The sequence below is a fragment of the Halomonas sp. KM-1 genome, assembly GCF_000246875.1.
Classification (GTDB): Bacteria; Pseudomonadota; Gammaproteobacteria; order Pseudomonadales; family Halomonadaceae; genus Halomonas; species Halomonas aerodenitrificans.
In genome coordinates this window covers 1-13,161 of record NZ_BAEU01000078.1, presented here as the reverse complement: position 1 = coordinate 13,161, position 13,161 = coordinate 1, and the positions used below count along the sequence as shown (strand labels likewise).

Genomic DNA, 13,161 nt, shown 5'->3' with positions numbered 1-13,161 from the left:
GGTGGCGATCCCTGCCGAACACCGCCCGCTCTATCGCGCCTTCATCGATCAGGGGCTGGACACTTGGCTCGCCCGCCTGCCGGAGCAGCTGGCCCGCGGCCTAGACCGCAAGCGCTACGGCGATCTGCCGGCCTGGGAGAAGGCGGTGGCCAAGCTGCCCGATCTGCCCGAGGCTCGCGACGTCCAGTTGGACGTCGATACCGTGACGGTGGACTGCGCCCTCGACGACAGCCGGCGGCGCCAATGCGAGAACCTGCTGCGCAAGCTGATGCCGTGGCGCAAGGGCCCCTACCGGCTCGCCGACATTCCTATCGACACCGAATGGCGCTCCGACTGGAAATGGCAGCGGGTCACCCCCCACCTGGCCCCGCTGAGCGGCAGGCGCGTGCTCGACGTGGGCGGCGGCAGCGGCTACCACGCCTGGCGCATGGCCGGCGCCGGTGCCGCCTTCGTGCTGGTGATCGACCCCTCGCCGCGCTTCTATTACCAGTTCCAGGCCCTGCGCCACTTCGTCGGCGATGCCGATGGCGGACGCACTCACTTCCTGCCGGTAGGCATCGAGGACGTGCCCGAACGGCTCGAGTTCTTCGACACGGTGTTCTCCATGGGCGTGCTCTATCACCGCCCTTCCCCACTGGAGCATCTGGTGCAGCTGAAGGACGCCCTGCGCCCCGGCGGTGAGCTGGTGCTGGAGACGCTGGTGGTGGAAGGCGACGCCACCACGGTGCTGCTGCCCGGCGAACGCTACGCCGCCATGCCCAACGTCTACTTCCTGCCGTCGTCCCTGGCGCTGTGCCAGTGGCTCGAGCGCTGTGGCTTCGTCAACGTGCGGGTGGTGGACGAAGCGTTCACGTCGCTGGAGGAGCAGCGTTCTACCGAGTGGATGACCTTCCAGTCGCTGGCCGACTTCCTCGATCCGACCGACCCCACACGCACCCGCGAGGGCTACCCGGCGCCGCGGCGGGCGGTGGTGATGGCGGAACGGCCACGCTGAGCCACAGGTCACCGCGGTAATAGCACGGCTTCTATGATCGACGCCTGCCCTGCTTCCCCACGACTCACTTGAGTCGTGGGGAATGCCTACGCATATATCTGCCGTGCGCACCCATAAAAGCGACGTTTCTTGCGGTTTCCCCCCCACGCATCGAAACCATCTGTTTGCAACCCCATGGTGTAATGGGTTTACGGCGCAAAGTGAATGACCCCATTCGTGAGGCATGCCTCGGGATACAACTGACGACGCCGAAGGGCTTTTTTTCACCATCGTAAAAAAACAGGAAACCCAACTCATGAGCACATTCAAGCCGAAGTACATCACCTTCGATTGCTATGGCACGATGACGAACTTCCAGATGGGCCCGTCGGCGCGCAGAATCTTCGCGGATCGCATCCTTCCGGAACAGATGGAAGCCTTCGTCGAAGATTTCCGCGTCTATCGCCTCGACGAAGTCCTGGGCGACTGGAAACCGTTCAAGGAAGTCGTTCACAACTCGGTCGAGCGCACCTGCCGCAAGTGGAAGCTCGAATTCCGCGAGGAAGAAGCACTGGAGATCTACAACTCCGTGCCGACCTGGGGCCCGCACCCGGACGTGCCGGCAGGCCTGCTGAAGGTCGCCCACGAAATTCCGCTGGTGATCCTCTCCAACGCCGACAACGACCAGATCTACCAGAACGTCGAAAAGCTCGGCGCCCCGTTCGCTCATGTCTTCACCGCCGAGCAGGCCCGCGCTTACAAGCCGCGCCTCCAGGCCTTCGAATACATGTTCGACCAGCTCGGCTGCTCACCGGCAGAGTGCATGCACGTCTCCAGCAGCTTCCGCTACGACCACATGTCCGCCTCCGACATGGGCTACGGCGCTCGAGTGTTGGTCGATCGCAACCATGAGCCGAACCTGGCGCCGAATTACGTGACCCACGTGATCAAGGACATGGGCGGCCTGGCCGGCCTGGTGGGTCTCTAAACACGAAGCCACCGTCCTCGACGCGACCCCACGCATCGCCCGGCGAAGCGTGGGGTCGTCGGTTATCGCACGTCGGTTATCGCAGGAAGTGAATATGTGGCCTTGCATGATGCGGCGAGGTTTCCACATGAGCTTCCACCGAGAAGACCTCGCGTAACAGGTCCCGCGTCAGTACCTCCTCGGGCACACCAGCGGCGACGACCTTTCCCGCCTGCATGACGATCAGCCGATCGCAGAACATCGCGGCGTGATTGAGGTCGTGGAGCGCGATGATGCTGGTAATGGGCAGGCTGGAAACGAGCCGCAGCAGGCCGATCTGATGCTGGACGTCGAGATGGTTGGTCGGCTCGTCGAGGATCAGCTCCTTGGGCGACTGTGCCAGCGCACGCGCCAGGTGGGTACGCTGCTTCTCGCCTCCCGAAAGGCTCTGCCAGGCATCATGGCGCTTCGCGCTCATCCCGGTGCGCTCAAGTGCCTCACTAACCGCCGCATCGTCTTCACGGCTCCAGCCGGAAAACATCGAGCGGTGCGGGAAGCGACCGAGCTTGACCACGTCTTCGACCTTGAGATTGGCATTGGTGGTGGCGTGCTGCTCGATGAAGGCGACCCGCTGCGCAATGGCACGACGGCGAAACTTGGAGAGGTCCCGATCATCGAGCATGACCCGCCCGGCATGCGGGCGCTTGAGCCTCGTCAGCAGCCGCAACAGGGAGGTCTTACCGGAGCCGTTCGGGCCCAGCAGCCCAAGCATCTTGCCCGGCTCCGCCTCGAAAGAGACGCCGTTGATGACCGTTTTCCCACCGATCTTCCAGACCAGATTGTCGGCCTTGATACTCATGATGCCCGCTGCATTCTGTAGAGGATGATGGAGAAGAACGGCACGCCCACCAGCGCCGTCACCACGCCGATCGGCAACGACTGCCGGGGAATGAGCGTGCGCGACGCAATGTCGGCCAACACCATGAAGATCGCCCCCACGATGGCGCAGGCCGGCAGCAGCCTTGCATGACGTGGGCCGACCACGAAACGCGCGGCATGGGGAACGACGAGACCGACGAAACCGATGGTGCCTACCATGCTGACGATGGTGGCCGTCATGACCGCGGTGAGGGCGAACAGGATGATCCGTGTTCGACCGACATTGACCCCTAGGGAAGCGGCAGCCTCGTCGCCGAAGGCGAAGGCATCCAGCACCCGCGCATAGAAAAGGCACGCCACCAGCCCCAGCCCGACCACCACCGATACCAGGAAGAACTCCGGCCAGCGCACGCCGCCGAAGCTGCCGAGCAACCAGAACATCACGTCGCGTGCCTGCTGAGCATTGCCGGCAGTGGTAACGATATAGGAGGTCGCGGCATTGAACAGCTGCGATGCCGCGACGCCGGCCAGTATCGTGCGGTCGGCCCCGCCGCGTGCACCGTTCGAGAGCAGTGCAACGAACAGGAAGGCGGCAAAAGCCCCGGCGAAGGCGCCCGACGAGAGCGATACCGCCCCGGCCCCCAGCCCCAGGATCACGACCAGGACCGCGCCGGTCGAAGCCCCGGCGGAAATGCCCAGCACGTAGGGTTCTGCCAGCGGGTTGCGCAGCATCGATTGCATGATGGCACCGGCAAGGGCCAGGCCCGCACCGCACAACGCGGCCACCAGCGCCCGGCTCAAGCGATAATCCCAGACGATGGTCTCGTGGATACGGTTGAGTTCGATCGACGTCCAACCCAGCTTGTTGGTTATCGTGGCGAAGGTGGTGGAGAGCGGGATCGGCATATCGCCGATCCCGACGCTGATCCCGACGACCAGGGCGATGGCCACCAGTGAGGCCAACAGCAACCCGGCAGACCAGACGAACCGTGACAAGCGCTCATCTGGCCGGTTGACACTAACCGCCATACTCATCTCAGACCGAGCGCCTGCAGCTGTTCGGCCACCTGCTCCGCGCCGAAAATCGTCCTGAGCGTCGGGTCCATGGCATTACCGTCCATGACCACGATGGCCCCGTTCTTGACCGCTCTCATTTCGCGGGTGGCCGAGTCCGAGTTGAGATATTCGATCTTTGCTTCCGCCTTGTCCAACTCCCAGCGGTTACGGTCGACGCGGGCTACCACGATGACGTCCGGATCGGTCGCGATGATGCTTTCCCAGCCTAGCGCCGGCCATTCGGCCTCTGCGTCGATGGCGTTGGTGCCGCCCAGCACGTCGGCGATGAAGCCGGAAGCACCGTGCTTCCCACCCAGATAAGCGTCGGCAGAGGGCGCCGGGCTGGAGAACCAGAAGACATAGGAGAGCGGGTCTTCACCTTGAGGAGACTCGGCTCGCAGCGCGGCTTCACGGCGCCTGAGGTCCTCGATCAATGCCTGGCCCCGGTCGTTCACGTCGAAAATCTGGGCGAGCTCTTCGATCTCCTGGTAGAGAGAATCCATGCTCCAGAGCTGGGCACGATTGCCGTAACCGAACTTGTCCTTGTCCATACCCTCAGCGACGCAGGTGTTGGGTGACAGGTAGGTCGACACACCCACCCTGTCGAAGTCCTCCCGCGTCGCCACTCTGCTGGATGGGCCTATCAGGCTAGGCAGCGCCGCCGTTACGAAATCCGGCTCTTTGGCCAGAATGGACTCGAAGGTGGGGAACTCGACCGTCAGCACTTCCACCTTGGCATTGGCTTCGGCCAGCTGCGGCAAGACACTATTGGGCCAGAAGGCGGTGCCCACCATCTTGTCTTCGAGGCCAAGCATCAGCATGATCTCCGCACTGGCCTGGCCAAGGCCGACTGCCCGCTCCGGGGCCGTGTCAAAGGTCACCTCTGCGCCGCAATTATTCAGAGTAAGCGGATACTGCGTGGCGTCGGCAAAGGCAGGGCTCATCGTCAGACCAAGCGCCATGCCAAGTCCGGAGAGGGCAAGAAGACGTTTCATAGACCACCCATCGCTCTTTCGTTAAGAATCCCGGCCGGCCGTTGTGGCGTCCTGCCAGTCATGAATACGATTCCGCATGATCCTCGAGACCGGCACAGCCTCACCACCGGGGTAGCGACTACCAGAAATGAAGATACAGATACTACTGATACGCATTATCACACGCGGCGAAAAATAACCGCAAATCATGCTCGCTGCAATATGCTGCTCTACCGTTGTCGGAACAAACTTGCTCATTGCACTTCGAGCCGATGTTTAGCGCCGTCTGGCCACCCGCAGACAGCTTTCAGGCACAGCCCAGATGGCGTTCGACGAGCGCGACATGCAGGCGGATACCGGTCGCCAGTACCTCGTCGTTGAAGTCGTACTGGGGATGATGCAACGGGACTTCATCGCCACCGCGCCCCTGCCCCAACCAGATATAGGCGCCTTCGCAGGCCTGCAGCATGAAGCCGAAATCCTCCGAGGTGAAGGCCGGCTGCGGCGCCAACTCCGCGCGGGCAAAGCCAGCCGCGGCGGCCAGGGCTTCCTCGGCGGCATCTGCGCTGTTGATCGTCGCCGGGTAGTAGCGGTCGTAATTCACGGCGATACGCGTGCCACTGGCCAGGGCTACGCCCTCGGCGACTTGGCGCAGGGATTCCTCGATCCTGTCCTGTACCGCGGGCTCGAAAGTGCGCACCGTGCCGACGACGCGAACGGCGGCCGGCAGCACGTTGTGCGAACTGCCACCCTCGATCCGGGTCACCGAAAGCACGGCCGTGGACATGGGCGGAATGCGACGGGACACCAGGCTGTTGAGCTGGGTCACGAGATCGCTGGCCGCCAGGATCGCATCCGGTGTCTTGTGCGGCATGGCGGCATGGGCACCGCGCCCCTCGACCACAATCTCGAACTTGTCCGCCGCCGCCATGATCGGGCCGGGGCGCGTCGAAACCGTGCCGGCCGGTAGGTCCGGCCAATTGTGGAAGGCGAACACCCGGTCGCAGGGAAAGCGCTCGAACAGTCCGTCCTCGATCATGGCCCGGGCACCGCCCTGCCCCTCTTCGGCCGGCTGGAAGATGAAATGGACCGTACCGTCGAAGCGGCGGCTACGGGCGAGATAGCGGGCGGCGCCCAGCAGCATCGCCACGTGACCGTCGTGACCGCAGCCGTGGAAGACCCCCGGGTTGCGGCTGGCATAGGGAAGTCCGGTCTCCTCATGGATGGGCAGTGCATCCATGTCGGCGCGCAGGCCGATAGTACGCGGGGAGCTGCCCACTTTCAGCGAAGCGACGATACCGGTGCCGCCAATGCCCGTGTGCACCTCCAGCCCGAGCTCGCGCAGCGCCTCTTCGATCTTCTTCGCCGTACGGTGCTCTTGATACCCAAGTTCGGGGTTGGCATGCAGGTCGCGCCGAAACGACACCAGCGGCGCTACCAGATCGTCGATTTCCACACTGTCACTGTTTTTCATGGCATGACTCGGATAAGTGGGTTGTCTACTTGAAAAACTCGTAGGGCGTCCCGAGCCCCTTCTCCAGGGCTGCCTCATACAGCATGGCAACCGTCACGGTGTCCTGAATGGCCATGCCGACCGAGTCGAAGATCGTTATCTCATACGGGTTTTCGCGACCGACCTTTTTTCCCAGCAGGATCTCACCAATTTCCGCATGGATGTCTTCCGTCTTGATGATGCCTTCTTTAACGGCATGCTGGGTATCGCCGTACTTGATACACAGCTCGACGGAGTCGTTGACCACCTTGGCCTCCTGGAAGATATCGGCGCCAAGCTCCTGCTTGCCCGGCATATCGGAGCCAATGGCAACGATATGCGTGCCCGGCTTCAGCCACTCCTTCTTGACGATGGGCCCTCTGTGGGCCCGTGTGGTAGTGACGATGACATCGGCTGCACGAACGGCTTCCTCCGCGGTTTCGCACTTGCGAATGTCGAGGCCCGTTTCCTCGGACATTTCCCGCACGTACTCGTCGAGCGCTTGCGAGGAAGCGTTCCACACCAGCACCTCGTCGAAATCCCTCACCCGAATGATGGCCCGAAGCTGTCTGCGTGCCTGGTTTCCCGCCCCGATGATACACAGCGTCTTCGCATCCTCGCGTGCCAGGTATTTCACCGATATGGCGCCCGCGGCGGCGGTACGGCAGCCGGTGATCCAGGTGCCGTCCATGACACACCTGAGAGCACCGGTGCTGGCCTCGAACAGCATCACGGTGTTCATGCCCGTCGGCAGGCCCAACTCAGGATTTCCCTTGTATCCACCGGCAGAGGACTTGATGGAGATGTACCCCCCAGCAAGATCGAGACCGCCCTTGAAATCGATGCACGCATGTGAACCAGGGAGCTCGATGCTCATGAAATCCGGCTGAACGACTTTCCCGCTGTTAAATACTCTGTAGCCGTTTTCCACGGCTTCGAGCACGGCATCCAGATCGATGAGCGATCCCACCTCTTCCTTGTTCAGCAATAGCGTCTTCATATGCGATCCCTTCTTTAAAGCTCGCTAAAAAATGCCTGCCACACGCTCCCCCTTGAGGAGCCTGCCGATCATGTCTATGCCCCAGTTACCGGAGGTAAGGACCACACAAACCTTTTCATCCGGGCGAGTCGTCACGGCACCTGACTGCAAGGCGGCGATTCCTACACAGGCGGAAGGCTCTGCCACGAGCTTGGCATCGTTTGCCACCATCCTTACCGCCTCCTCAATGGATTCTTCCGAGACGGTGACGATGTCATCTACATATTTTTCGATGATGGGATAGGTGTTGTTGCCGGGCCAATCGCAGGCAAGACCGTCAGCCAGGGTCTGCTTGACCGTCGCCTTGGTTCGCTCACCGTTTTGGCGGCTCAAGTAGTAAGGACAGCAGGCCTCGGCCTGGACGCCAACGACCCTTATTGCGGGGTTGGTCTCCTTGATGGCGGTGGAAATACCCGATATGAGCCCGCCACCACCGATGGGAACCAGCACGGTTTCCACATCAGCCAGATCCTCCAGGATCTCGAGGGCAATCGTGCCCTGCCCGGCCATGACGTCGAAGTCTTCATAGTTGTGCACGATGGTGTAGCCGTGCTCCTCGACCTCGGCATGAACCTTTTTCCAGCGCTCCGTATAGGCACGGTCCCACAAGATCACCTCCGCACCCATGGACCTGGCGTTGTTGACCTTGAGCTTGGGCGTGTCTTCCGGAACGATGACGGTCGCGCGAATGCCGAGCACTTTGCCGGCATAGGCACATGCCTGGCCATGGTTACCCGATGAACTGGTGATGATCCCTCTGTCCCGTTCGGCCTGCGTCAAGGACAGGATCTTGCTCAATGCCCCTCTGATCTTGAAAGCGCCGGTCACCTGAAGCATTTCGGGTTTGACATAGACCTGGCAGCCTAGAGCCTCGTCCATCTTGCTCTCTCTGAGCAGCGGTGTACGGCAAACGTAAGGCCGGATACGTACAGCCGCTTGCTTTATGTCCTCGAGCGTTACCGCTGTCTTTTCCACGACTACCCCCTTGAGCTGCCGCCGGCTTCACTGACCTGCAGACTGTGTATATCGCGTCCTGTATTGGCGAGGGGTCATCCCGCAGAGGCGCTTGAAATGCCTCGCCAAATGGCTCTGGTCGAAAAAGCCGGTCTCGCTGGCAATGTCCGTTGGCCGCAGCCCCTGTTCCATCATCGTTTGTGCCTGCCGAACCCGTACCTGACAGACATAGCGATAGGGGGAAATGCCGAATCGCTTGCGAAACCGCTTGGCCAGACTGAAACGTGTCATGCCGACGAGCTCGGCCAGATCGTCGAGATTGATCGGTTCGCAGAAGTGCTCGTCGATGTATCGCTTGGCCGTTGCCATCGCCACGGCCGTTTCGTCATCGCTTCGCTTCCCGTCAGGGTCAGGCTCACCCGCTTGCCACACCGGGGGAATGCCGCTCTTGTCGTTCATGCTCCACACTCCCTACGCCGGCATCACCGCAAGCCCGGTGCTACCGGCATGACACAATGCAACGTCAGTTGCTGGCCGCCATGGCGGGCACAGGCTCGTCGAGCTTCCGCAGTTCGATATCGCTGTGGTGACAGAGGATCTCGTTGCCTTTGTCGAGCCGCACCCGCGGTGGCGAGACCTTGTTGCACTTGCCGTCGATCCTGACCGCACAGCGTGACAGGAACGGACAGAGCGGCGTCGCTGCGGCCGGCGGAGCGATCTGCGGCAGCGCGCCGCGCCCCGCCCGGGTCTCCTCGAGCCAGCCCTGGTGCATCTCCGGCACCGACTCGATCAGCAGATGGGTGTACGGATGGTACGGCGGTGCCTGGAACGTCGAGCGCCCCCCCTGCTCCACCTTGTTGCCGGCGTACATCACCACCACCTCGTCGCAGATCGCGCGTACCGTGCTGATGTCGTGGCTGATGAAGAGGTAGGTAACGTTCAGCTCCCGCTGCAATTGCGCCATGAGTTCGAGGATCGCGGCACCGACCACCGTATCCAGGGCCGAGGTGACCTCGTCGCAGAGGATCAGGTCCGGCTCGGCCGCCAGCGCACGCGCCAGGTTGATGCGCTGCTTCTGGCCGCCGGACAGCTCACTCGGGCGTCGCTTCGCCAGGCTCGCCGGCAGTTGCACCAGCTCCAGCAGTTCGGCCACCCGGCGGCGGCGCTGCGCGCTGCGCATGCCGTGGTAGAAACGCAGGGGGCGCGCCAGGATCTCCTCGATGGTGTGCTGCGGATTCAGCGCCGTATCGGCATTCTGGAACACGTACTGGACCCGGCGGAACTCATCCCGCGTACGCCCCGACAGCGACCTGCTGAGCGGCTGGCCATCCAGCAGGATCTGCCCGGCCGAGGGCTCCACCAGGCCGGCAATGGCCCGTGCCACGGTGGTCTTGCCCGACCCGGATTCACCGATGATCCCGACCGTGGCTCCGCGACGGACCTTCAGGTCGATATCCTGCACGACCCGTTTGCTGCCATAGCAGATCTCGAGATCGCGCACCTCGAGCAACAGGTCCTCGTCGATATCGGAAGCTGCTGGCGCCGCTTCAGCCACTTGCCCCGTCGGTCTCATCGCTGCCAGCAGGCTGCGGGTATAGGGGTGCTCGGGCTCCACCAGGATCTGCTCGGTGCGGCTGTCCTCCTGGATCTCGCCGTTGCGCAGCACCACGATGCGGTCGGCCATCTGGGCCACCACCGCCAGGTCGTGGGAGACGTATACCGCCGTGGTATCGAGGTCGCGCACCACCTTCTTGAACGCCCGCAGCACCTCGATCTGGGTGGTGACGTCCAACGCGGTGGTCGGCTCGTCGAGGATCACCAGCGCCGGATCGGTGATCAGTGCCATTGCCGCCATCAACCGCTGCAGCTGCCCGCCCGATACCTGGTGTGGATAGCGCGCGCCGATATTGTCGGGATCCGGCAGTGCCAGCGCCCGGAACAGCTCGACCGCCTTGGCCTGCGCCTCTCGCCGCGACAGTACGCCATGGATCAGCGCACTCTCGATCACCTGCTCCATGATGGTCTTGGAGGGGTTGAACGCCGCCGCGGCGCTTTGGGCGATATAGGCCACGGTGCGGCCACGCAGCTTCGCCAGCTCATTGTCCGACAGCTTCAACACGTCGACGTCGCCGATGCGCACCGAGCCTCCGACGATGCGGCAGCCGGCGCGGGCATAGCCCATCAGCGCCAGGGCGATGGTGGTCTTGCCGGAGCCGGACTCACCGATCAGCGCCAGCACCTCGCCCTTCTTCAGAATGAAATCGGCACCGTGCACGATCGGCACATCGACGCCGGCATCGTTACGTGCCGCTACGCGCAGCCCGCTGACCTTGACGATATCGTTCATCTCAGTTCTCCATCTCGCGCTTGGCCCGTGCACCGAAGCTATCGATGATCAGGTTGACCCCGACGGTCAGGGTGGCGATGGCTACTGCCGGTGCCAGTACGGCTGGAGCGCCTTCACCCAGACCCTGGATGTTTTCCCGTACCAGAGAGCCCCAGTCCGCATCCGGCGGCTGCACGCCCAGGCCGAGAAAGCTCATCGCGCTCAGCAGCAGCACGACATAGACGAAGCGCAGGCCGAAGTCGGTCAGCACCGGACGGAGCATGTTCGGCAGCACCTCGATGAACATGATGTACGGCATGGCTTCACCCCGCGCCCGTGCGACCTGGACGAAGTCCATCGTCATGACGTTGACGGCGACCGCACGCGCAATGCGGTAAGAGCCGGGCATGTAGGCAAAGGCGGCCATGATCAGCAGCAGGGGCACCGAAGAGCCGAAAGAGGCCACCATGATCAGCGCGAAGATCTTGTTGGGAATGGCGATCAGGGCATCCTGGGTGCGGCTGATGGCAGCATCGATCCAGCCACCGGAGGCCGCTGCCACCAGGCCCAGCACCACGCCGAACAAACAGGCCAGTACCGTTGCCGCCAAGGCCACGCCGATCGTGTAGGGCGCACCGTGCAACAGGCGGCTGAGGATGTCCCGGCCCAGGAAGTCCGTGCCAAGCGGGTATTCCAGGCTGATGGGGCCGAATATCTCGAAGCTGACCAGCGCGTTGGCACCATGGGGCGCCAACCAGGGGCCGACCAGGGCCATCAGCAGCCAGAACCCGACGATCAACAGCCCCAGGGCGCCGCTGATCGGCCGTTTGGCACGGCGGCGCACGACCTTCGGCGGCTTGTCGCCGAACGCCACATCGAGCGCGGCCTCGGCTCGAGCACCCGACGTGCTCAACTTAGGTGACGGCGGAAGAGTGTTCGGGTTCATGTGCGCAGCCTCGGGTTGGATAGGATGGCAATGATGTCGGCGATCAGCACCAGCAACAGAAAGCCCAGGGAGAACAGCATCACGCACGCCTGCACCAGCGGCATGTCGCGAGTCACCACGGCGTTCACCATCAGCGTCGCAATGCCCGGATAGTTGAAGATCGTCTCGACGATGACCACGCCGCCAAGCAGGTACGACAGGCTCAGCGCCACGGCATTGGCGATCGGACCGATCGCATTCGGCAGCGCATGCCGGAGCACCACCCGCATCGGCCGCGCGCCCTTGAGCACCGCCATTTCAACGTAGGGAGAGCTGAGCTGATCGATGACGGCCGCACGGGTCATGCGCGCCATCTGCGCGACCAGCACGCAGCACAGAGTTAGCACCGGCATGGCATAGACACTGAGCAGCTGCAGGAAGGAATCGACTTCCACGGAGCGCGACAGCGCCGAGAGCCAACCCAGCTTGACCGCGAAGATCAGCACCGCGACGGTGGCAATCAGGAACTCGGGAACCGATACCAGAAACACCGCCAGCATGTTGGTATAGCGATCGAAGATCGAGCCGCGATACATCGCCGAGAAAATGCCGATGGACAGCGCCAGGGGCACGGCAATAAGAGCGGTGGCCGCTGCCAGCTTCAGAGAGTTGGGCAGCCGGCTCGCGATGAGGTCGTCGACCGGCATGCCGTTGACCAATGAAACGCCGGGGTTGCCCGTTACAAGGCCACCCAGCCAGCTCAGATAGCGCATGTACACGGGCAGGTCCAGGCCCAGCTTCGCACGCAGCGCCGCCACCGCTTCCGGTGTCGCCTCCTGGCCAAGCTGTTCCTGGGCCGCGTCGCCCGGCAATAGGCTGGTGAGAATGAAGACCACCAGCGAGACGATGAGCAGGGTGAGCACGCCGATACCCAGCCGGCCGATGATGAGCCGTGGAATGCTGCTGTTCATGGTTTGCCCTTCTTATTATGGCGTCACCTCACTCCCGCCAAGGTGACGCCTTCATGGTTGAGTTGTCGTCAGAGTGATTGGCTCAGGCGTCCAGCCAGACGTGTTCGGCGAACATGTAGCCCATCAGGCCGCCCAGCGGATGGGGGGTCAGTCCCCGCAGCTTGGTGTTGTGGCCGTCGATGCTGCTCCTGAACTGCGGAATGCCGATGCCGCCGTGCTCGTGGATCAGCACCTGCATGTCGCCGTACATCTGCTTGCGCTTGGCTTCGTCGGTCTCGCCGCGTGCCGCCAACAGCAACTGGTCGAACTGTTCGTTGCGCCAGCCCGACTCGTTCCAGGCGGCCTCGGACTGGAAGAACAGGCTGAACATCAGGTCGGCGGTCGGCCGCGCACTGATGGCGCCGAAGCCCAGCGGATGCTTCATCCAGTGGTTGGACCAGTAGCCGTCCGACGGCACCCGCCGGATATCGAGCTTGAGCCCGATCTGCTGCGCCGAGAGCTGCATCAGCTGGGCCATGTCCACCGAGCCGGTAGCGGCCTCGGAGGCCACCAGGGGAAGCGTACGGTTGCCGATGCCGGCGCGCTCCAGGTGGTACTTCGCCCGG

12 protein-coding genes and 1 pseudogene are annotated in these 13,161 nt (G+C 63.0%); 2 read left to right on the top strand and 11 right to left on the bottom strand.

From position 1 onward, the window contains the following. Window position 1: 1 nt before the first annotated feature. Both cmoB and B8115_RS08150 read left to right on the top strand, forming a co-directional pair. Window positions 2-994 carry a tRNA 5-methoxyuridine(34)/uridine 5-oxyacetic acid(34) synthase CmoB gene (gene cmoB, locus B8115_RS08155; protein ID WP_010627291.1) on the top strand — a complete coding sequence of 331 codons (993 nt, stop codon included), beginning with the start codon at window positions 2-4 and terminating at the stop codon, window positions 992-994. 295 nt (window positions 995-1,289) lie between these two features. Continuing rightward, entirely contained in the window at window positions 1,290-1,961 is a 672-nt protein-coding gene (locus B8115_RS08150) for a haloacid dehalogenase type II (protein ID WP_010627290.1), read from the top strand. A 76-nt stretch (window positions 1,962-2,037) separates the two neighbouring features. Here the strand turns inward: B8115_RS08150 and B8115_RS08145 are convergent, their stop codons facing one another. The 11 genes and pseudogenes from B8115_RS08145 to B8115_RS08095 all read right to left on the bottom strand — a co-directional run. Then, window positions 2,038-2,799, bottom strand: a complete 762-nt coding sequence (locus B8115_RS08145; protein ID WP_010627289.1) for an ABC transporter ATP-binding protein — start codon at window positions 2,797-2,799, stop codon at window positions 2,038-2,040. Next, window positions 2,796-3,848 carry an iron ABC transporter permease gene (locus B8115_RS08140; protein WP_051004617.1) on the bottom strand — a complete coding sequence of 351 codons (1,053 nt, stop codon included), beginning with the start codon at window positions 3,846-3,848 and terminating at the stop codon, window positions 2,796-2,798. The genes B8115_RS08145 and B8115_RS08140 overlap by 4 nt, the downstream gene beginning before the upstream one ends. A 2-nt stretch (window positions 3,849-3,850) precedes the next feature. Next, window positions 3,851-4,870 (bottom strand): ABC transporter substrate-binding protein, encoded by a 1,020-nt coding sequence (locus B8115_RS08135; RefSeq protein ID WP_010627287.1) that lies wholly within the window; start codon window positions 4,868-4,870, stop codon window positions 3,851-3,853. A gap of 286 nt (window positions 4,871-5,156) precedes the next feature. Beyond that, on the bottom strand, window positions 5,157-6,323 hold the full coding sequence (locus B8115_RS08130) for a M20 aminoacylase family protein (protein ID WP_026037974.1): 1,167 nt from the start codon (window positions 6,321-6,323) through the stop codon (window positions 5,157-5,159). 25 nt (window positions 6,324-6,348) lie between these two features. Further along, window positions 6,349-7,341: an ornithine cyclodeaminase family protein gene (locus B8115_RS08125; RefSeq protein ID WP_010627285.1), complete on the bottom strand. Its 993-nt coding sequence runs from the start codon at window positions 7,339-7,341 to the stop codon at window positions 6,349-6,351. A gap of 24 nt (window positions 7,342-7,365) precedes the next feature. Next, window positions 7,366-8,355: a threonine/serine dehydratase gene (locus B8115_RS08120; protein ID WP_026037973.1), complete on the bottom strand. Its 990-nt coding sequence runs from the start codon at window positions 8,353-8,355 to the stop codon at window positions 7,366-7,368. Window positions 8,356-8,382: 27 nt separating this feature from the next. Beyond that, window positions 8,383-8,793 (bottom strand): helix-turn-helix domain-containing protein, encoded by a 411-nt coding sequence (locus tag B8115_RS08115; protein WP_010627283.1) that lies wholly within the window; start codon window positions 8,791-8,793, stop codon window positions 8,383-8,385. Between the two features lie 64 nt (window positions 8,794-8,857). Then, complete coding sequence (locus B8115_RS08110) at window positions 8,858-10,681, bottom strand: ABC transporter ATP-binding protein (protein WP_010627282.1); 1,824 nt, start codon at window positions 10,679-10,681, stop codon at window positions 8,858-8,860. Between the two features lies 1 nt (window position 10,682). Continuing rightward, window positions 10,683-11,606 carry an ABC transporter permease gene (locus B8115_RS08105; protein WP_083861803.1) on the bottom strand — a complete coding sequence of 308 codons (924 nt, stop codon included), beginning with the start codon at window positions 11,604-11,606 and terminating at the stop codon, window positions 10,683-10,685. Continuing rightward, window positions 11,603-12,556 carry an ABC transporter permease gene (locus B8115_RS08100; protein ID WP_010627280.1) on the bottom strand — a complete coding sequence of 318 codons (954 nt, stop codon included), beginning with the start codon at window positions 12,554-12,556 and terminating at the stop codon, window positions 11,603-11,605. Before B8115_RS08100 ends, B8115_RS08105 begins: the two co-directional genes overlap by 4 nt. Before the next feature lie 82 nt (window positions 12,557-12,638). Next, window positions 12,639-13,161: pseudogene (locus tag B8115_RS08095) on the bottom strand (ABC transporter substrate-binding protein); the annotation flags it as partial.